Source organism: Aureimonas sp. ME7 (assembly GCF_903970965.1).
Lineage (GTDB): Bacteria > Pseudomonadota > Alphaproteobacteria > Rhizobiales > Rhizobiaceae > Aureimonas.
In genome coordinates, this window is sequence record NZ_CAJCKW010000008.1 from 91116 (window position 1) to 108569 (window position 17454).

The following is a 17454-nucleotide window of genomic DNA, read 5'->3' on the forward strand; positions in this document are numbered from 1 at the left end:
ATATGGAACCTATTTTCCATATCGATCCCGTATGGTCCCTCCCACCCGCTGTGCCGTCACGAGGGGCCGTTCTGCCGCCGGTCGGCCACCGCTACGACCAAGGTCATCGCGAGGGCAAGGCTTGCGGACAGGGAGCGGAAGCCTTGAAAGTCGGCTTCCACGATCTCGAACCAAGCGCTGGCGTGGGCGCAAAGCGGGCTGAACGGGCTATCGGTGAACGCGACCAGGGGAATGCCGGCCTCCCCGGCCGTCTGCGCATGCGCGATCGTGGATGCGGCATAGGGCGTGAAGGATACCGCGAGAACCGCGTCCTCTGTCGTGGCGAAAGACATGGTTTCCGTGTCGGTGCCCAGCGGCGAGCCGATCAGGGTGTTGCGGATGCCGAGCGTGCCGAAGGCGTAGCTCAGATAGGACGACACCGGAAAGGAGCGTCGCTGACCCAGGAGATAGATGGTCTCGGCCCCGGCGAGGATCGTGGCTGCCCGGTCGAGGACGGAGAGATCGGTGCGCTCGTGAACCGCGGAAATCGAGCGCGAGGCGGCTTCGCACAGGCCGTCGAGGAAGCCGGCCGTCTTGGCCGCGTCGTGCCCGCGCGCGCGAAGAGACAGCATCCGCTCGTCATAGTTCGACACATGGTTACGCAGCCGCTCGCGAAACACGGCCTGGAGATCGGTGAAGCCGGCAAAGCCGAGGGCCTGGCCGAAGCGCACCAGCGTCGAAGGTTGGACGCCGGCGTCTTCTGCGATCTTGGCGACGGTACCGAGCGCGATTTCGTCGGGCTGCGCCAGCGCGAAGGCGGCCACCTGTTTCAGCCGCTTGGGCAGGCGGATGTCGCCGTTCGCCAGACGCTCCCGAAGCTCGGCGAAGGTTTCGGGCGGTGCGTTCGGCGGGAGATCGGGAATCGGGTCGTCCGTCATTCGTCACAAGGGTCCTCGGTGGGGCAACTCCTTGTCTAGCGCGGATCGGGGTGGGCATGACACCCGGGCAGGCCACGAGAATACAAGTTCCCTCATGGTGGGATGTCGAGCGCAGCGTTCCATTCATCCCGTCGGCGCAGCCGCGATCCGCCCGAACGCGTCTGGCGCTTCATCGCCGAGGATGAGCCCATGCCTGTGGTCGCCTCGCGAGCTTTGGCTCGCAACGATCCGGGACGCATCGCCGGACGCGGCGTGTCTGCCGCGCGAATGCCGGATGATGCCGGCTTGCCGGAATCTCCACCCGAGACGGGTCGGGGCAGGTTGCCCGCGCGCCCAGGAAGGCAGCGCGCGGGTGTCGGCCGATGGCCAACCGCCGAGGGCTACTTCGCCAGTGCGATGGCGTAGTTTTCCGACACCTTCGTCCAGTTCACCGTGTCCCACCAGCCCTTGAGGTAGTCGGCGCGGCGGTTGTTGTGCTTGAGATAGTAGGCGTGTTCCCACACGTCGTTGCCGATCACCGGTGTGCCGCGCGTGTCCGCCACGTCCATCAGCGGATTGTCCTGGTTCGGCGTCGAGGTGATGGCGAGCTGTTTGTTCTCGTCGACGATCAGCCAGGCCCAGCCGGAGCCGAAGCGATCCGTGCCGGCCTTGTTGAAAGCCTCCTTGAAGGCGTCCATCGAGCCGAACACGCTGGTGATCGCGGCCGAAAGCTCGGGCGAGGGTTCGCCGCGCCCGGCCTCCGGCGCCATGATCTGCCAGAAGAACGTGTGGTTCCAGTGGCCGCCGGCATTGTTGCGGACGGTCGCGGAGCGCTGGCCGGCGGTGGCGACGAGTTCCTCCAGGGACAGGCCGGCGAGCTGCGCATCGCCCTCCACCGCCGTGTTCAGCGCGGTGACATAGGCTTGATGGTGCTTGGAATGGTGGAGTTCCATCGTCTGCGCGTCGATCACCGGATCCAGCGCATCATAGGCGTAGCCAAGCTCGGGCAGGGTGAAGGGGGCGCTCGTTCGTGCTTCCGTGCTGGCGGCGGGCGCGGCCGTCTGGGCGAAGGCGGGCGCCATGAACGTGCCGGCAGAGGCACTGATGGCGAGCGCGAGAAGGGCGGTCTTGAGGCGGGATCGTTGCATCGGGGGAAAAGCTCCGGCGTTCGAGACGAGATCGTGTCGCTCGGCCAACGGTCGCCTTTCCCCACGCGTTGCAAAAACAAGTCGTGATCGGTCCGCCCCTACCGCCCGGCGAGGAACCGGTCGGCGGTGCGCAGCGACAGCGCCATGATGGTCAGCGCCGGATTGGCGATCACCGCGCTCGGAAACACCGAATTGTCCGAGATCCAAAGGTTGTGGATCTCGAATGAGCGCCCGTCCGGATCGACCACGGCCCGGTCCTTGTCGGTTCCCATGCGGCAGGTGCCGATCGTGTGCGCGGTGCGGGCGAGAACGCGGATGTCGCGCCCGCCCGATGCTTCCATCAGGGCCCTCATCACGCGAACGGCATGGCGGTCGATCGCCTGCTCGTTGTCGCCGAGCCCGAACGTGATCTTCGCCTTGGGAACGCCGAACTCGTCCACCTCGTCGGCAAGCTCCAGTCGGTTCTCGTCCGAGGGAAGGCATTCGGTGTTGATACCGACGCCCGCCATGAAGCGATAATCGTCCATCGCGCGCACCAGCTCGGCGCCCCAAAGGCCCCCGCCGCGAACCATCGTCGTGGCGAGCGTCAGCGGCATGACGCCGAGGCTCTGGATGAGATAACCCCCGGCGAAATCGGCATCCTTCGGGCGGACGAAATCCTCGGTGAGGATCGAGGAGGGATAGCCGCGATGGCCGCGCATTTCCTCGTCAAACCGACCCCAGACCTGCGTCGCCCCGTGCGCCATGAAGTTGCGCCCGACCTGCCCGTTGCTGTTAAGAAGGCCGCAGTGCAGGAGAAGGCGCGGCGTTTCCACGCCGCCCGCCGCCAGAAGAAGGTTGGCGCAGCGCTGGCGATAGTCCCGGCCCTCGTGCCGATACACTACGGCGGTGACGCGGCCCTCGCGGTCGCGCTCGATGCCGTGGACGCGGCAATCGGGCCGGATCTCGGCGCCGTGGCGCACGGCCAAAGGCAGATAGGTCGTGTCCATGCTTGCCTTGGAGGCATTGCGGCAGCCCTGGTGGCAGGAGCCGCAATTGACGCAGGCCTGGCGAAGGTCGCCCCCTTCCTGGTTCCAGTCCTGGGACACGAGGGCCGCCGGCGCGTCGGTCGCGCGGATGCCGAGAGCCTGCGCGCCGCGCATCATCGCGTCGGCCGGCGCGTTGCGTTTGGCCGCCGGCAGGGGGTAGCGACGCGCGGGATCCCAGGGATAATCGGTCGGGCCGGAAACGCCGATGAACCGCTCCACCCGCTCGATATAGCCGGTCAGCTCGGCGTGCTCGATCGGCCAGTCTTCGCCCATGCCGGTTTCGGAGCGAAGGTGGAAGTCGTGGATGCTTGGGCGTGGCGTGAAGGCGCCCCAGTGGAGCGTCGAGCCCCCGACGCCCATGCCGCTGTTGTTGGGGCCGAAGGCGGTCGGCGTCGCGCCGCCCGACAGGCGTTCCTCCATCCAGTTGATGTCGGCACCCTCGATCTCGTCGGGCGTATGCTCGCCCGGCTCGAAATTGCGGCCCGCCTCCAGCGCGACGACGCGAAGGCCCTTGGCGGCAAGCTTTGCCAGCAGCGGAGCGCCGCCGGCGCCGGTGCCGACGACCACGAGATCCACCACCTCGTCGAGGCCGTGGCGGCGCATGACATCGAGCTTCATCGCGCGGCCTCCATCGCGGGTTCCCACGCTTCGCGCTCGCCCGCACCCAAGAGGTCGAAGCCCTGCTTGCGCGCGCCGTCGCCGCCATTGGCGAAGCCGTCGAAGCCGATCCGCGCCATGGTGGCGGGGTGCGCCAACCATTGTCGCACGAGGTCGGTGCGCGCGTCCTCGAACCAGCCCGTCATCTGCTCTGCCTTCAAGGTGCCCCAGGGCGGGGCGAAGCTGCCGTCCGCCACCGCTCGGAGCCGGGCGTCCTGCTCGGTTTCGCTGGAGGTCTCCAAGCCCGCCAGGGCGTCGAGCCCGGCGCGGTAGGCTTCGAGGTCGGGGGGCAGGGTGGCGAGACGCCAACCGTCGCCGGCGCCCTTCGCCAACTGCGCCGCCACTCGTTCGGCCAGATCGATCTGGGGCTCGTCCTGCGGCACGACCCGGGCTGCGAGCGCGCGCAGCGTCTTCATCTGCGCGCCGGAAAGGACGGAGGCGCCTTCGCCGGAAGGGCAAGCCAGATAGCGATAGGCGAGGATCGAGCGCGTCCGGGCGCTGACGCGCTCCGAGGCGATCACGGCGGCAAAGTCGGCCGGAACCGCGGGTCCGACCCCGGCACGTTCGTTCCAGAAGCGCCGGATGGCGTCCGCGACCTCGTCCGGGCGCTCCAGCGGCAGGAGATGACCGGCGCCGTCCAGCACCTCGAGTTCGGCGCCGGGATAGACGGTTCCGTTGGTTCGGCGCTGCCCGTCCGGTCCGAGGTCGCCGTCCGCGCCGCCGGCGAGGATCAGCGCGGGAAGCGGCAGGGTGCCGACCGTTGCCGACCAGTCCTCGCGGCTGCCCCGCTCCAGCCAGGCGGCCCAGGCGCGCGGGTCGGCGCGCCGGAGATCGGCCCGCATCAAGGCGTCGTCCCGTTCGGAAAGGGGAGAGCCCACGTTGGCGTCGATGAAGCGGCGCGCGGCGGCCTCGTCGAGGTGCTGCCCACCCTGCACCCAGGACAGCATGTCCTCGCGCCGCTCCTCGTCCATCGGCTCGGGGCTCGGCGGCGAGCCGGCGAGAAGAACGACGCCGGCAAGACCGAACAGGCCGGGTTCGCCTGCCAAGGCTCGCGCGGCCAGGATCGTCGCGATCTTGCCGCCCATGCTGTGGCCGAGAAGCATCCAGCGCGGTGCGGCGCGGCCGGCGACGATGCCAGCCACGTGGCGGACCATCTCTTCGACCGAGGTGCCGAGGCTTGCCGGCGCGTCGCCGAAACCCGGCAGGTCGATCGCGATCGTTTCGAACATGTCGCCGAGGCGCGCGTCGAGAGTCGAAAACTCGGCCCGGCTGGCGCCGAGCGCATGGAGGCAGAACAGCACCGGCCGGTCCGATGCGGGCAGATCAAATGACATTCACATCCACGCGAGGCAGTTTGTAGCGTGTCTAAGTTTAGGCGGGAAAGCGCTTCCACACAGGTCTTGCAACAAACTGTCGCGATTCGGCTGGCGCCGGCAGGCAGCGAGGCCGCTTGCGCATCCCCCTTCATCACCTGAACCGGTCGACCGACCGCACCGTCTCCATCTCTGATCATTCAGAAAATACCCGTTGACCATTTTCTGACATGTCAGCTATTGATGCTCCGGGAGGATCGTTCCATGACCAAGCAACCCTTCGGCCTGTCTGCCGCCCTCGTGACCGCGTTCGACGACGTGAACCGTGTCGATGCCGAGGCCATGGTGCGCCATGCCGCCTGGTGCCTTGGGCAAGGCTGCGGCAGTGTCACCCTGTTCGGCACCACGGGCGAAGGGGCCTCGATCTCGGCGCCCGAGCGCAGCGCCGTCCTGTCCGCCTTCGCGGCGGGCGGCATCGCTCCGTCGAGCGTCATCGGCTGCGTCATGGCGAACGCGGCAGGCGATGCGATTGCGCAAGCGAGCGAGTTGCTTCGCTGGGGCGCGCGCGGCGTTCTCCTGGCGCCGCCGTCCTATTTCAAGGGCGTTTCGGACGACGGAATCTTCGGCTGGTTCGCGGAAGTGCTTTCGGGCCTTGGTGCATCGGCGCGCGGCATCATCCTCTACAACATCCCCTCGGTCACCGCGGTGGAGCTGTCGGTCTCGCTGATCGGGCGCCTGAGGGCGGCCTTTCCGGATGCCATCGTCGGGGTCAAGGACTCGTCGGGCAACTGGTCCTATACCGAGCGCCTCCTGGCCGAACACAAGGACATCGCGATCCTGATCGGCGACGAGCGGAGCCTAGCGGCCGGCGTCCGGCAGGGCGCCGAGGGCGCGATCTCGGGGATGGCCAACGTTTTCCCTGATCGGCTCCTGTCGCTGGTCCGACAGGGTCAGGGCGATGCCGGCGTGGACGAACTGGTGAATGCCGTTCTTGCCCATCCGGTGACGCCCGCCGTCAAGGCGCTGGTGGCCCATCGCACCGGCGATCCCGCCTGGGCGCGCGTGCGCAGCCCCCTGGTGCCGACGCCGGAGGCGGCGCGATCCGGGCTCGGCGCCCTTCTCGACCGCCTCGGCGCGGCGAAGGCCGCCTGAGGGAGCGGCTCTGATGGACGCGGAAGCCGACGGCGCCAAGGCCAGGAGCGGCGATGCGCTGAAGCTGCGCGAGCGCGCCTATGAGAGCATCATCGAGAAGCTCATGGCGCGCGATTTCGTGCCCGGCGAGTTCGTCTCGCAGCGCCAGCTCGTCCAGCGCACCGGCCTGCCGCTCGGTGCTATCCGCGAGATCATTCCGCGCCTGGAATCGGAAGGGCTCCTCGTCACCGTTCCCCAGCGCGGCATCCAGATCGCGCATGTCGATCTGAACCTCATTCGCGAGGCCTTCCAGTTCCGCCTGTTCCTGGAAAAGGAAGCGGTCGCGACCTTCACGCGCTCCGCCCCGGACCGGGCGATCGCGGCCTTGCGCCGCGAGCACGAGGAGATGCTCGCGCTCGCCCAGTCGCGCGACCTCGCGCCGGACGAGGAGGAGCGCGCGCAGGCGATCGACTGGCGCCTGCACGACACGTTCATCGACGCGCTCGGCAATTCCATCATCTCGATGGCCTACCGCGTCAATTCGGTGAAGCTGCGCCTGATCCACCAAGAGCGCTACCGGATCGACGGGCGCGTGGTGCCGGTGATGCGCGAGCATCTCGGCGTCATCGCCGCGATCGAAAGCCGCGACCCCGAGCGGGCCGCCCAGGCGATCGGCGCCCATATCGACAATGCCAGGAGGCTGGCGCTCGACCTGTGACCGAACGGCCGAAATCGAGCGTTGGAGGACGCTCCGGCCACCCCAAGGGAGGAGAATCCGCATGTCCGATCATACGCTCACGCTGTCGCGCCGCCGCTTTCTGGCCGGCACCGCCGCGCTCGGTGCCCTGGCGCTCGCCGGGGTCCGGCCGAGCTTCGCCGCCGGTGTCGACTGGAAGAAACACGCCGGCACGACGATCGAGGTGAACCTCACCAAGAACCCGCGCGGCGAGCTCTTGCGCAAGTACCAGTCCGAGTTCGAGGCGCTGACCGGCATCAAGGTCAATTCCGAGGCGACGCCCGAGCAGCAGCAGCGCCAGAAGGCGGTGATCGAGCTGACCTCCGGCCGCCCGAGCTTCGACGTCATCCACATCTCGTTCCACGCCCAGAAGCGGCAATACGAGAAGGCCGGCTGGCTGGCCGACCTTTCGCCCTTCATGGCCGATGCGAACCTCACCGAGGCAACGCTGAACGAGGGTGACTTCGCGCCCGCCGGCCTGTCCTACGCCAAGGACGCGGAAGGTCGCATCCGTGCTCTGCCCTTCTCGGTCGACTACTGGATCGTCTACTGGAACAAGGAGCTCTTCGCGGCCAAGAACATCGCCTACCCCGAAACGTTCGAAGCCATGCTGGCAGCGGCCGAGGCGCTCACCGACAAGGACGCCGGCACGTCGGGCTTCGTCGCGCGCGGCATGAAGAACGCCAACACTCCGGTCTGGACCTCGCTGATGCTCGGCTACGGCCAGCAGGCGATCGGGCCGGACGGCGCGATCCTGGCTGACAACGACAAGGGCGTCGAGGCGGCCAAGCTCTATCAGGCGCTGATGACGAAGACCGCGCCGCGCGGCGTCACCGGCTTCAACTGGGCCGAATGCCAGTCCGCGTTCCTGCAGGGCAAGGTCGGCATGTGGTTCGACGGCGTCGGCTTCGCCGCGCCGCTCGAGAACCCCGAGCTTTCGCGCGTCGTCGGCAAGGTCGGCTACGGCGTCGTGCCGGCGGGGCCGGCCGGCCGCGCTGCCCCGACGCTCGGCGACGGGATCGCGGTGGCGGAGGCCTCGGCCAACAAGGAAGCGGCCTATCTCTACTGCCAGTGGGCCGTGTCGAAGGAGATGGGCGCGCGCCTCTTCCAGGCCGGTGCCGGCGTTCCCTTCCGCACCTCGGTGATCGAGGATGTGGAGGTCCGCAAGGGCGTCACCATGCCGGCCGAATGGGCCGATGCGGTGGCGGCGTCCGCCAAGGTCAGCCAGATCGCGCTGCCCGTCGTGATCCCGGTCACCGAGTTCCGCGACATCTACGGCGTCGCCCTCACCAACCTTCTGGGCGGCGCCGACCCGGCGGCCGAGCTGAAGGCGGCGAGCGAGCAGTTCAAGCCCATCCTGGCGCGAAGCGAGGCCTGATGAGCGTTCTGACGACCGAGGCGGGCAAATCCGGGGCGGCGACGCGCGCCCCGGGGCGGCGGCGGGGCCGGCTTCGCGCGAGCTACTGGCCCTTCGTCATTCCGGCGCTCGCCGTGGTGGTGGCGGTGATCGTGTTCCCCTGGGCGTTCACGCTCTGGATGAGCGTCAACGCCTGGCGGCTGGGCGGCGAGGTCTCGTTCGTCGGCCTCGAGAACTATGCCCGGCTCGCCACCGACGTCCGCTTCTGGGAATCCATGGGGCACGCCCTGGTCTACACCGCGCTTTCGGTCGTCGCGCCCTTGATCCTCGGAACGCTGGCCGCCGTCCTGTTCGATTCGAAGATGCCGATGAAGGGCGTCCTCCGGGCGATCTTCGTCATGCCGATGATGGCGACGCCGGTGGCCGTCGCCCTCGTCTGGACGATGATGTTCAACCCCTCGCTCGGCGTCCTGAACTACCTCCTGTCGCGCGTCGGCCTGCCCGAGCAGTCCTGGATCTACGACCAGTCCACCGTGATCCCGTCGCTGGTGCTCGTGGAAACCTGGCAGTGGACGCCGCTCGTCATGCTGATCGTGCTCGGCGGTCTCGCCTCGCTTCCGCGCGAGCCCTACGAGGGCGCCGAGATCGACGGGGCGAACGGCTGGCAGCGGTTCCGCTACATCACCTTGCCGCTGATCGCGCCCTTCATGATGGTGGCCGTCATCATCCGCTCGATCGACGCCCTGAAAAGCTTCGACATCATCTTCGCGATGACGCAAGGGGGACCGGGCACGGCGTCGGAGACGATCAACCTCTACCTCTACAACGTCGCCTTCTCCTACTACGACATCGGCTACGGCTCGGCGATCGCCGTGGTCTTCTTCATCGTCATCATCGCCCTGTCGCTTGTCATGCTGCACCTGAAGCAGCGGGCGAAGTGGAACGGGTGAGGGGGGAAGGATCCATGAAGCTCCGCCGTGTCCTCGACCGCGCAGGCCTCCTGTTTCTCGGGGTGGTCTTCGTTTCGCCCGCCCTGTTCTTCTTCGTGTGGATGCTGTCCCTGTCGCTGAAGTTCGAGATCGACAACGGCGCCTATCCGCCGATCCTGATCCCGGAACGGGTGGCCTGGACGAACTATACGCGCATCTTCGCCGAGAACGACTTCCTCCTGTATTTCTGGAACTCGATCCTCGTCACCGGCACGGCGACGCTGCTGGCGCTTCTCGTCGGCGTGCCGGCCGGCTACGGCATCGCCCGGCTGAAGGCCGACAAGGCGGCGATCGTCATCATGATCGCGCGCATGACGCCCGGCCTGTCGTTCCTGATCCCCTTGTTCCTGCTGTTCCAGACGATCGGCCTTCTCGGCACGCTCATGCCGCAGATCGTGATCCATCTCGTGGTCACCGTGCCGATCGTGATCTGGGTGATGATCGGCTATTTCGAAACGACGCCGCTGGAGCTGGAAGAGGCCGCCGTGATCGACGGGGCCAGCGGCTGGCAGGTATTCTGGCGCGTCGCCGTTCCGATCGCGCGGCCCGGCATCGTCGTGTCGCTGATTCTGGCCGTCATCTTCTCCTGGAACAACTTCGTCTTCGGGATCGTGCTAGCCAGCCGCGAAACACGCACGCTCCCCGTCGCGGTCTACAACATGTTGTCCTTCGAGCAGGTGTCCTGGGGGCCGCTGGCGGCCGCCGCCCTCGTGGTCACGCTTCCCGTTCTCATCCTCACCGTCGTCGCCCAGCGCCAGATCGTGGCGGGCCTGACCGCCGGCGCCGTCAAGTAAGGAACCATCCATGGCTCCCGTCACCATCCGCAACGTCCAGAAGAGCTACGGCTCGGTCGCCACGATCCACGGCGTGTCCGTCGATATCGCGGACGGCGAGTTCGTGGTCCTGGTCGGCCCGTCGGGCTGCGGCAAGTCCACGCTCCTGCGCATGCTGGCGGGGCTGGAGGAGATATCGGACGGCGAGATCCTGATCGGCGGCCGGGTGGTCAACGACTTAGCTGCCAAGGAACGCGACATCGCCATGGTGTTCCAGAACTACGCGCTCTACCCGCACATGTCGGTGGCAGACAACATGGGTTTCGCGCTGAAGCTGAAGAACGCCGCCAAGGCCGAGATCGAGAAGCGCGTGAGGCCGGCCGCCGAGATTCTCGGCCTCACCCCGCTCCTCGACCGGTTCCCGCGCCAGCTTTCCGGCGGCCAGCGCCAGCGCGTCGCCATGGGCCGCGCCATCGTGCGCGATCCGCAGGTGTTTCTGTTCGACGAGCCGCTGTCCAACCTCGACGCCAAGCTGCGCGTCTCGATGCGGGCCGAAATCAAGAACCTTCATCAAAGGCTCGGCACGACGGTGGTCTACGTCACGCACGACCAGATCGAGGCGATGACCATGGCCGACAAGATCGTCGTCATGCGCGATGGGCGGGTGGAGCAGATCGGCGCCCCGCTCGACCTCTACGACCGGCCGGCCAACACGTTCGTCGCGGGCTTCATCGGCTCGCCCGCGATGAACTTCGTGGAAGGGCGCGTCGAGGAGGGCGCGTTCGTCACCGCCGACGGGCACCGCCTGGACTTGCCCGCGACCGCATGCTCGGCCCGCCCGGGCCCGGCGACCTACGGGGTGCGGCCCGAGCATGCCCGCATCGCCGACGGCGGCGTGCCGATCCGGGTCGAGGTGGTGGAGCCGACCGGCTCGGAGGTGATGGTCGGCGCGCGGCTGGGAGACCAGCCGATCTCCTGCCTCTTCCGCGAACGGCTGTCGCTGCGCCCGGGTGAAACGGTGCCCGTCGTTTTCGAGGCGAAGACCAGCCATCTCTTCGATGCAGGGACGGGCCTCCGGCTGGCCGGCGCTGCCTGAAAGCCGGCTTGACGATCCTTCGGGAGGAAGACCCTTTGCGCGCGACCGATCGGCTCTAGTTGGTCGCCCGAATCCCCAAAGGAGATATGCCCATGTTCGTCTGCGAAGGCTTCGCCACGAATTCCGCCCAGGAGCCCTTGAGCCGCACCTCGTTCGAGCGCCGCGACGTCGGCGAGCGGGACGTGAAGATCGACATCCTGTTCTGCGGCGTCTGCCATTCCGACCTGCATCAGGCCCGCGACGAATGGCACAACACCACCTATCCCTGCCTTCCCGGCCACGAGATCGTCGGCCGCGTGTCGGCGGTCGGCTCGGCCGTTTCGAAATTCAAGGTCGGGGATCTGGCCGGCGTCGGCTGCATGGTCGGCTCGTGCCAGGATTGCGCGAGCTGTTCCGACGGCCTGGAGCAGTATTGCCTGAACGGCTTCGTCGGCACCTATAACGGAATCGAGAAGGAAACCGGCAAGGTCACCATGGGCGGCTATTCCGACGCCGTCGTGGTGGACGAGGGCTTCGTGCTGCGCATCCCCGAAAACCTGGAGCTTGCCGCCGTCGCCCCGCTTCTTTGCGCGGGCATCACCACCTATTCGCCGCTGCGGCGCTGGAAGGTCGGCCCCGGCCAGAAGGTCGGCATCGTCGGCCTTGGTGGTCTCGGCCACATGGGCGTCAAGCTGGCGCACGCGATGGGCGCCCATGTCGTCCTCTTCACCACCTCGCCCGGCAAGGCCGAGGACGCCAAGCGGCTCGGGGCCGACGAGGTGATCGTCTCGACCGATCCGAAGCAGATGGAAGCGCACGGGGACAGCTTCGACTTCATCCTCGATTGCGTGGCCGCCGACCACGACGTCAACGCCTACCTGAACCTTCTGAAGCGCGACGGCACGATGTGTCAGGTCGGCGCGCCGGAAAAGCCGCTCTCGGTTGCGGCCTTCGCCGTGATCTGGCGCCGCCGGTCCTTTGCCGGCTCCTTGATCGGCGGCATCGCGGAAACGCAGGAAATGCTCGACTTCTGCGCCGAGCACGGCATCGTCTCCGACATCGAGACGATCCGCATCCAGGACATCGAGGCGGCCTACGGGCGCATGCTGAAGAGCGACGTCAAGTATCGCTTCGTGATCGACATGGCCTCCTTGAAGGAAGCCGCCTGATCGCACGACCTTTGCCTGCCGCCCGGATTTAGCGGGCGGCAGGCGATCGGCGAATGTCCCTGTTGGCCCTCAGTCGTTGCGCCGATCGCGCCAGACCCGTTGCAGCATGGAATCGAGTTCGCCGCGATAGGACGGGTCGCCGTGCTTCTCGGCAAGGAAGCGCAGGTCGATCAGCCGCTCCACGAACTCGTCGTCGAGTTCGTTGCGCGAATGGCCGGTCAGTTCCTCGATCGTGGAGACGAGGCGAGCGGGCGTTCCTCCGTTGTCGGTTTCCCAGAGGCTCTGGCTTCTCACCTGCGCGGTGCCGCCGCTCGCCAGCTTCAATGTATAAAGGTTGACCGTTGGCTCCGTGCTCTGGAAGCTGCGGGCCAGCCGCTCGTAGACCGTGTCTCGGTTGGGAGAGACGATCTGGTTGCGATAGTCCAGGATGTCCACCGCCGCCGGATCCGGGGATGCGAGGGGCAGGCGACGGGCGAACTCGGGCGTCAGGGCCATGGTCCGACTGCCGAATTCCCAGATCAGCGTTCCCTTCAGCATGCGATTCCCACTTCAACCTGCCCCTGCGTGATATGCAAGCTGGGGTGGTGGCCGTCCAGCGTTGCGCACGCGGAAACGAGGAAGTTTTGAGGCTTCGGCCGAGAGGCCGTCGGCTCTGGGCTTCTAAAACAGGTCGCCCTGGGAAACTTCGTCCGAGGACGACTTGCTCCGTCGCGCCGGTTTCGGCGCGCGGCTGGCGAGCGCGCCCTCGCCGCTGGTGGCGAGCGCCGAGCGGCGATGGCCTTGCGCGAATTCCAGCTCGAACGCGGTTCCCGGCGGCAGATCCTCGGCGCGGGTGATCGGCACGTTGCCCGGACCGCGCACGATCGCATAGCCCCGTTCCAGGACCTGGCGCGGATCGAGGCTTTCGGCGAGCCGCCAGGCGCCAGCGAGCGCTGCGCGCTGGCGCTGGAGGCGATCGCGGAACGCGCGGTCGAGCCGCTCGCCCGCCGTCAGGACGCGGTGCCGCGCCTGGTCGGAGCGCGCCGCCACGATGTGGGGCCGGAGCGCCGCATCCAGCCGTTCCAGCCGGTTCCGTTTGGCCGAAAGTGCATTGGAGAGGGCGTGGCGCGCCTGCGCTTCGGCATGGCGAAGATTGCCCCGCCGGTCGCGAAGCGCCGCTTCGAGGCGCGTCGGCGTCAGAAGTGCGCCGGCCTCGCCCAGCATCCGCCGCCGCTCGCCGACATGGAAGCGCAACGCTCGCCCGAGCCCGCTGTCGGCCTCGTCGAGGCGACGGCGGGGAAGGGACAGGAGAAGGTCCGGCGAGGGGAGAGCGCGGGCGAGCCCCGCGACGGCCCGCCGCTCGCCCTGGAGCGTGCGCGACACGGCCGCGGCCGAGCGCGCCGAAAGGGCGGCGAGCGCGGCCACGAGATCGGCGCGTACGGGAACCGCCATCTCGGCGGCGCCCGTCGGCGTCGGCGCCCGCCGGTCCGCCGCGTGGTCGATCAGCGTCCAGTCGGTTTCGTGCCCGACGGCCGAGATCAGCGGAATGGCGGAGCCGGCGGCTGCGCGCACCACGGCCTCGTCGTTGAAGCCCCAAAGGTCCTCGAGGCTTCCCCCGCCGCGCGCCACGATGATGAGGTCGGGCCGGGGAACCGCCCCGCCCGGCTCCAGCGCGTTGAAGCCCTCGATCGCGGCCGCGACCTCGGCCCCGCACGTGTCGCCCTGGACGCGCACGGGCCAGACCAGGAGATGGAGCGGAAAGCGATCGGCGATGCGGTGGCGAATGTCGCGGATCACCGCGCCGGTCGGCGAGGTGACGACGCCGACGACGCGCGGCATGAAGGGCAGGGAGCGTTTGCGCTCCGCGGCGAACAGCCCTTCGGCTTCGAGCTTCAGCCGGCGCTCGTTGAGAAGCGCCATGAGGGCGCCCGCGCCCGCCGGCTGCATCGCCTCCACCACGATCTGATACTTGGATGAGCCGGGAAAGGTCGTCAGCTTGCCGGTGACGACGACTTCGAGCCCTTCCTCCGGCTTGAAGGCGAGCTGCGCAAAGGTGCCGCGCCAGACCACGGCTTCCAGGCGCGAGCGCTCGTCCTTCAGCGCGAAATAGGCGTGGCCGGACGAATGGGGCCCGCGATAGCCCGAGATTTCGCCGCGCACGCGCACATGGCCGAAGCGATCCTCGACGGTGCGCTTCAGCTCGCCCGAAATCTCGGAGACCGTGTATTCCGCGACGTTGCTGACGGCGTCCCCGGCATTGTCGAGCGGCAGTGCGTTGGCGGCGCGCCTCACCATCCGGCGAGCCCGACGCTCGGGCGCAGGCGCTGCGAGCGGATCACGCGCGTTTCGGGAATGCGCGAGGTGATCGTGTTCGGCGGCGTTTGCGGCAGGTTCTGAAGGCTTTCGCGGATATGGTCGACGAGGGCGGCGACGGCCGGAGACTGGCTGTTGCGCCCGCGCATGACCGCGATCTGCGCGTCGGGCAGCCGCGGAAAGCCGTCCGCTTCGCCCAGCACCCGCATGCCCGGGCGCAGAGCGCATTCGGGCAGGACGCTGACCGCCAGACCTGCCAGAACGGCGGAGGTGACGATCTGCGCCGACCAGCTCGTGAACAGGACGCGGTGCTCGCGCCCGACGCGGCGAAGCGCGTCGATGCCCTGCTGGCGCCACTGGCAGTCCGAGCGGCCGATCGCCAGCGGCAGCACCTTCTCCTCGTGGATCGAATGCGCCGCCGAGGTCACGAAATGCAACGGTTCGGTCCGCACGATCTCCGACCAGCCATGTGTCTTGCTGGGACAGACCAAGGCGACGTCGAGATGGTTCTTCTCGATGTCGTCGATCAGGCAGGACGTCGTCTCGCAGGCGATCTGCAACTCGACCCGCGGGTTGGATCGCACGAAGCGCGCCATGATCTCGGGCAGGAAGCGCTCGGCATAGTCGTCCGGCAAGCCGATGCGCACATGGCCCTCGATCGTTTCCTCGTCGAAGGCGAGAAGCGTTTCCTGGCTGAGCGAGAGCATGCGCCGGGCGTAGTTCAGGAGGCGCGCGCCCGCGTCCGTCAGCTTCACCGCCCGTCCGTTGCGCTCGAAGAGGTCGGTTCCCAGCCGCTCCTCCAGGCGCCGAACCTGCATGGAGACGGCCGACTGCGTCTTGAACACCTCCTCCGCCGCGCGGGTGAAGCTGCCGGTGTCGACGATGGCGACGAAGGTGCGAAGCTGATCGAGATCGAGGGGTGTGGCCATGGTGGCATCCATCACGTTCGATGATGACGACCATAAGAAACATTCGTTGGCTTGATCCGTCAAGCCGGCCTATCTCCCAATCTGTCAACAACGCGGACGCCGCTTCGAACCTCCGGACACCCCGTCCGGCGGAACGGCCCCTGCTTGCCCGACACCACCGTATGGCCCTCGAAAGGAGACACCGCCATGACGCTCGCTGCGAAGACGCCCCGGTTCCGCCTCGCGGACATTCTCGCCCCCGTCCAGGGTCCGGCGATCCCCGCCCTTCGCGCGATCGTCCGCACTCTCCTCAATCGCCGTGCGGCCTACCGCGTGTCCGAGCTGCCCGACCATCTCCTCAAGGATATCGGGCTGAAGCGCGACGACGTGCACGAGGCGCTGCATGCGGACTGGCGCGAGGACCCGACCTTCAAGATGGCGCTGGCCGCCGCCCGTCGGCGGCGCATCGGCCCCGACCGCGACTGACGGGTCGGATCGACCGACGCCCAACCAAAAGGCCGCCGCGAAGGATCGCGGCGGCCTTTTTCATTCGGAGAGACTTCGACAGCTTCAGGAAGCTGCGTCCTCGCGCACGGCGCCCAACAGTTCGCCGGTCTGGATCGCCAGGACCTTGTCCACCCGGCGCCCGTCGAGATCCACGACCTCGAAGCGCCAGGCGCCGTGCTGGATCGATTCGCCGACTTCCGGAATGTGGCCGAACTGGTCGAGGATGAAGCCGGCCAGCGTCTCGTAGTCGCGCTCCTTGGGCATCTGCGCGGTGCCGAGCGTGCGCTCCACGTCGTCGATCGGCATGCCGGCGTCGATCAGGACCGAGCCGTCCTCGCGCCGGACCGCGGCGTAGTCCTCCTCCGCGCCTTCCGGGAGGGAGCCGGCGATCGCGGCCAGAATGTCGGTCGGCGTCACGACGCCTTCGAACGAGCCGTATTCGTCGAGTACGATCGCCATGTGGATGTTGACGGTGCGGAAGCGGTCGAGAAGCTTCAAAACCGGCATGGTCTCGTTGACGTAGAGCGGCTCGCGCACGGCGCTCTTCACATCGATCGAGCCGGTCTTGCGATATTGCTCCAGAAGTTCCTTGGCCTGCACGACGCCGACCAGATCATCGACGTCCTCGGAGGCGACGGGAAAGCGCGAATGGCCGCTGGAATGGATCTCGTCGAGGATCGTGTCGGGCGCGTCGGCCAGCGAGATCCAGGCGACGTCGGGCCTCGGCACCATGATGGAGCGCACGGACCGATCGGCGATGCGCAGCACCCCCTCGATCATCTCGCGCTCCTTTTCCTCGAAGACCCCCGATTCGGTGCCCTCGGCGATCATCGCCTTGACTTCCTCCTCGGTGACCGCGTTCTCGCTCTTCTCGTTGGCGCCGACGATCTTGCCGACCGTCTCGGTCGAGATGCGCAGGAACCAGACGATCGGCGCGCCGATCGTGGCCAGCGCGCGCATCGGGCGCGACACGAAGCAGGCGATCCCCTCGGGATGGGCGAGCGCGAAGCGCTTCGGGACCAGTTCGCCGAGGATCAGCGAGAAATAGGTGATCAGAACCACGACGAGGCCGAAGGCGAAGCCTTCCGAATAGGGTCCGACGACCGGCAGCGGCTGGAGGAACTGGGCCAGCGGGCCGGCGAACGCGGACGCGCCGTAGGCGCCGGCGAAGATGCCGACCAGCGTGATGCCGATCTGAACGGTGGACAGGAAGCTCGTCGGGTCGTCGATGAGCTTCAACGCCCCTTCCGCCCCTCGCTTTCCGTTCTGGGCCATCTGTTGCAGTCGGGCGCGCCGGGATGAAACCACGGCCAATTCCGACATTGCAAAGAACCCGTTGAGTAGAATCAAGAAAACGACGATCAGAAAGTTTACGACAAGCATCCGGTATCCGTGAGGGCGCGATGGTCCCTCTGTTGAAGATTGGGCGATTATAGGGGGCAAGCCGCCCCTATTCCAAGAGCGGGCTCACGCAT

Annotated in this window: 16 protein-coding genes; 8 read left to right on the forward strand and 8 right to left on the reverse strand. The window is 67.6% G+C overall.

Going from position 1 to position 17454, the window contains the following annotated elements; all coding sequences use genetic code 11:
• Positions 1-56: 56 nt before the first annotated feature.
• The 4 genes from H7A85_RS14530 to H7A85_RS14545 all read right to left on the reverse strand — a co-directional run bounded on the left by H7A85_RS14530 (position 57) and on the right by H7A85_RS14545 (position 5063).
• Positions 57-917, reverse strand: coding sequence for a MurR/RpiR family transcriptional regulator (locus H7A85_RS14530; RefSeq protein ID WP_182086677.1), 861 nt, complete (start codon positions 915-917; stop codon positions 57-59).
• Positions 918-1297: 380 nt separating this feature from the next.
• On the reverse strand, positions 1298-2044 hold the full coding sequence (locus tag H7A85_RS14535) for a superoxide dismutase (RefSeq protein WP_244631205.1): 747 nt from the start codon (positions 2042-2044) through the stop codon (positions 1298-1300).
• Between the two features lie 98 nt (positions 2045-2142).
• On the reverse strand, positions 2143-3690 hold the full coding sequence (locus H7A85_RS14540) for a GMC family oxidoreductase (protein ID WP_182086678.1): 1548 nt from the start codon (positions 3688-3690) through the stop codon (positions 2143-2145).
• Entirely contained in the window at positions 3687-5063 is a 1377-nt protein-coding gene (locus tag H7A85_RS14545) for an alpha/beta hydrolase (RefSeq protein ID WP_182086679.1), read from the reverse strand. Before H7A85_RS14545 ends, H7A85_RS14540 begins: the two co-directional genes overlap by 4 nt.
• Positions 5064-5306: 243 nt before the next feature.
• Between H7A85_RS14545 and H7A85_RS14550 the strand changes: the two genes are divergently transcribed.
• The 7 genes from H7A85_RS14550 (at position 5307) to H7A85_RS14580 (ending at position 12272) form a co-directional block, all read left to right on the forward strand.
• The gene (locus tag H7A85_RS14550) at positions 5307-6194 is read left to right on the forward strand and encodes a dihydrodipicolinate synthase family protein (RefSeq protein ID WP_182086680.1); all 888 of its coding nucleotides are present in this window, start codon (positions 5307-5309) and stop codon (positions 6192-6194) included.
• A gap of 13 nt (positions 6195-6207) precedes the next feature.
• A complete protein-coding gene (locus H7A85_RS14555; protein ID WP_182086681.1) occupies positions 6208-6891 on the forward strand; it encodes a GntR family transcriptional regulator in 684 nt (227 codons plus the stop codon).
• Between the two features lie 61 nt (positions 6892-6952).
• A complete protein-coding gene (locus H7A85_RS14560; RefSeq protein ID WP_182086682.1) occupies positions 6953-8287 on the forward strand; it encodes an extracellular solute-binding protein in 1335 nt (444 codons plus the stop codon).
• Positions 8287-9216: a sugar ABC transporter permease gene (locus tag H7A85_RS14565; RefSeq protein WP_182086683.1), complete on the forward strand. Its 930-nt coding sequence runs from the start codon at positions 8287-8289 to the stop codon at positions 9214-9216. The genes H7A85_RS14560 and H7A85_RS14565 overlap by 1 nt, the downstream gene beginning before the upstream one ends.
• Positions 9217-9230: 14 nt before the next feature.
• Positions 9231-10049 (forward strand): carbohydrate ABC transporter permease, encoded by an 819-nt coding sequence (locus H7A85_RS14570; protein ID WP_182086684.1) that lies wholly within the window; start codon positions 9231-9233, stop codon positions 10047-10049.
• Positions 10050-10059: 10 nt separating this feature from the next.
• A complete protein-coding gene (gene ugpC / locus H7A85_RS14575) occupies positions 10060-11124 on the forward strand; it encodes a sn-glycerol-3-phosphate ABC transporter ATP-binding protein UgpC (RefSeq protein ID WP_182086685.1) in 1065 nt (354 codons plus the stop codon).
• A gap of 92 nt (positions 11125-11216) precedes the next feature.
• Positions 11217-12272: an NAD(P)-dependent alcohol dehydrogenase gene (locus tag H7A85_RS14580; RefSeq protein ID WP_182086686.1), complete on the forward strand. Its 1056-nt coding sequence runs from the start codon at positions 11217-11219 to the stop codon at positions 12270-12272.
• 69 nt (positions 12273-12341) lie between these two features.
• Here the strand turns inward: H7A85_RS14580 and H7A85_RS14585 are convergent, their stop codons facing one another.
• The 3 genes from H7A85_RS14585 to H7A85_RS14595 form a co-directional block, all read right to left on the reverse strand.
• A complete protein-coding gene (locus H7A85_RS14585; protein WP_182086687.1) occupies positions 12342-12809 on the reverse strand; it encodes a hypothetical protein in 468 nt (155 codons plus the stop codon).
• 123 nt (positions 12810-12932) lie between these two features.
• Positions 12933-14546 (reverse strand): exodeoxyribonuclease VII large subunit, encoded by a 1614-nt coding sequence (gene xseA, locus H7A85_RS14590; RefSeq protein WP_182086688.1) that lies wholly within the window; start codon positions 14544-14546, stop codon positions 12933-12935.
• Entirely contained in the window at positions 14540-15493 is a 954-nt protein-coding gene (locus tag H7A85_RS14595) for a LysR substrate-binding domain-containing protein (RefSeq protein ID WP_182086689.1), read from the reverse strand. The genes xseA and H7A85_RS14595 overlap by 7 nt, the downstream gene beginning before the upstream one ends.
• 186 nt (positions 15494-15679) lie before the next feature.
• On the opposite strand from H7A85_RS14595, the gene H7A85_RS14600 reads away from it, so the two are divergent.
• On the forward strand, positions 15680-15958 hold the full coding sequence (locus H7A85_RS14600) for a DUF1127 domain-containing protein (RefSeq protein WP_182086690.1): 279 nt from the start codon (positions 15680-15682) through the stop codon (positions 15956-15958).
• A gap of 84 nt (positions 15959-16042) precedes the next feature.
• Here the strand turns inward: H7A85_RS14600 and H7A85_RS14605 are convergent, their stop codons facing one another.
• A complete protein-coding gene (locus tag H7A85_RS14605) occupies positions 16043-17362 on the reverse strand; it encodes a hemolysin family protein (RefSeq protein ID WP_182086691.1) in 1320 nt (439 codons plus the stop codon).
• Positions 17363-17454: the final 92 nt, after the last annotated feature.

What these genes read in the sequence shown, in the direction of transcription:
- H7A85_RS14530 (WP_182086677.1), bottom strand. Translation starts at nt 917, where the DNA reads ATGACGGACGACCCGATTCCCGATCTCCCGCCGAACGCACCGCCCGAA.
- H7A85_RS14535 (WP_244631205.1), bottom strand. Translation starts at nt 2,044, where the DNA reads ATGCAACGATCCCGCCTCAAGACCGCCCTTCTCGCGCTCGCCATCAGT.
- H7A85_RS14540 (WP_182086678.1), bottom strand. Translation starts at nt 3,690, where the DNA reads ATGAAGCTCGATGTCATGCGCCGCCACGGCCTCGACGAGGTGGTGGAT.
- H7A85_RS14545 (WP_182086679.1), bottom strand. Translation starts at nt 5,063, where the DNA reads ATGTCATTTGATCTGCCCGCATCGGACCGGCCGGTGCTGTTCTGCCTC.
- H7A85_RS14550 (WP_182086680.1), top strand. Translation starts at nt 5,307, where the DNA reads ATGACCAAGCAACCCTTCGGCCTGTCTGCCGCCCTCGTGACCGCGTTC.
- H7A85_RS14555 (WP_182086681.1), top strand. Translation starts at nt 6,208, where the DNA reads ATGGACGCGGAAGCCGACGGCGCCAAGGCCAGGAGCGGCGATGCGCTG.
- H7A85_RS14560 (WP_182086682.1), top strand. Translation starts at nt 6,953, where the DNA reads ATGTCCGATCATACGCTCACGCTGTCGCGCCGCCGCTTTCTGGCCGGC.
- H7A85_RS14565 (WP_182086683.1), top strand. Translation starts at nt 8,287, where the DNA reads ATGAGCGTTCTGACGACCGAGGCGGGCAAATCCGGGGCGGCGACGCGC.
- H7A85_RS14570 (WP_182086684.1), top strand. Translation starts at nt 9,231, where the DNA reads ATGAAGCTCCGCCGTGTCCTCGACCGCGCAGGCCTCCTGTTTCTCGGG.
- ugpC (WP_182086685.1), top strand. Translation starts at nt 10,060, where the DNA reads ATGGCTCCCGTCACCATCCGCAACGTCCAGAAGAGCTACGGCTCGGTC.
- H7A85_RS14580 (WP_182086686.1), top strand. Translation starts at nt 11,217, where the DNA reads ATGTTCGTCTGCGAAGGCTTCGCCACGAATTCCGCCCAGGAGCCCTTG.
- H7A85_RS14585 (WP_182086687.1), bottom strand. Translation starts at nt 12,809, where the DNA reads ATGCTGAAGGGAACGCTGATCTGGGAATTCGGCAGTCGGACCATGGCC.
- xseA (WP_182086688.1), bottom strand. Translation starts at nt 14,546, where the DNA reads ATGGTGAGGCGCGCCGCCAACGCACTGCCGCTCGACAATGCCGGGGAC.
- H7A85_RS14595 (WP_182086689.1), bottom strand. Translation starts at nt 15,493, where the DNA reads ATGGCCACACCCCTCGATCTCGATCAGCTTCGCACCTTCGTCGCCATC.
- H7A85_RS14600 (WP_182086690.1), top strand. Translation starts at nt 15,680, where the DNA reads ATGACGCTCGCTGCGAAGACGCCCCGGTTCCGCCTCGCGGACATTCTC.
- H7A85_RS14605 (WP_182086691.1), bottom strand. Translation starts at nt 17,362, where the DNA reads ATGCTTGTCGTAAACTTTCTGATCGTCGTTTTCTTGATTCTACTCAAC.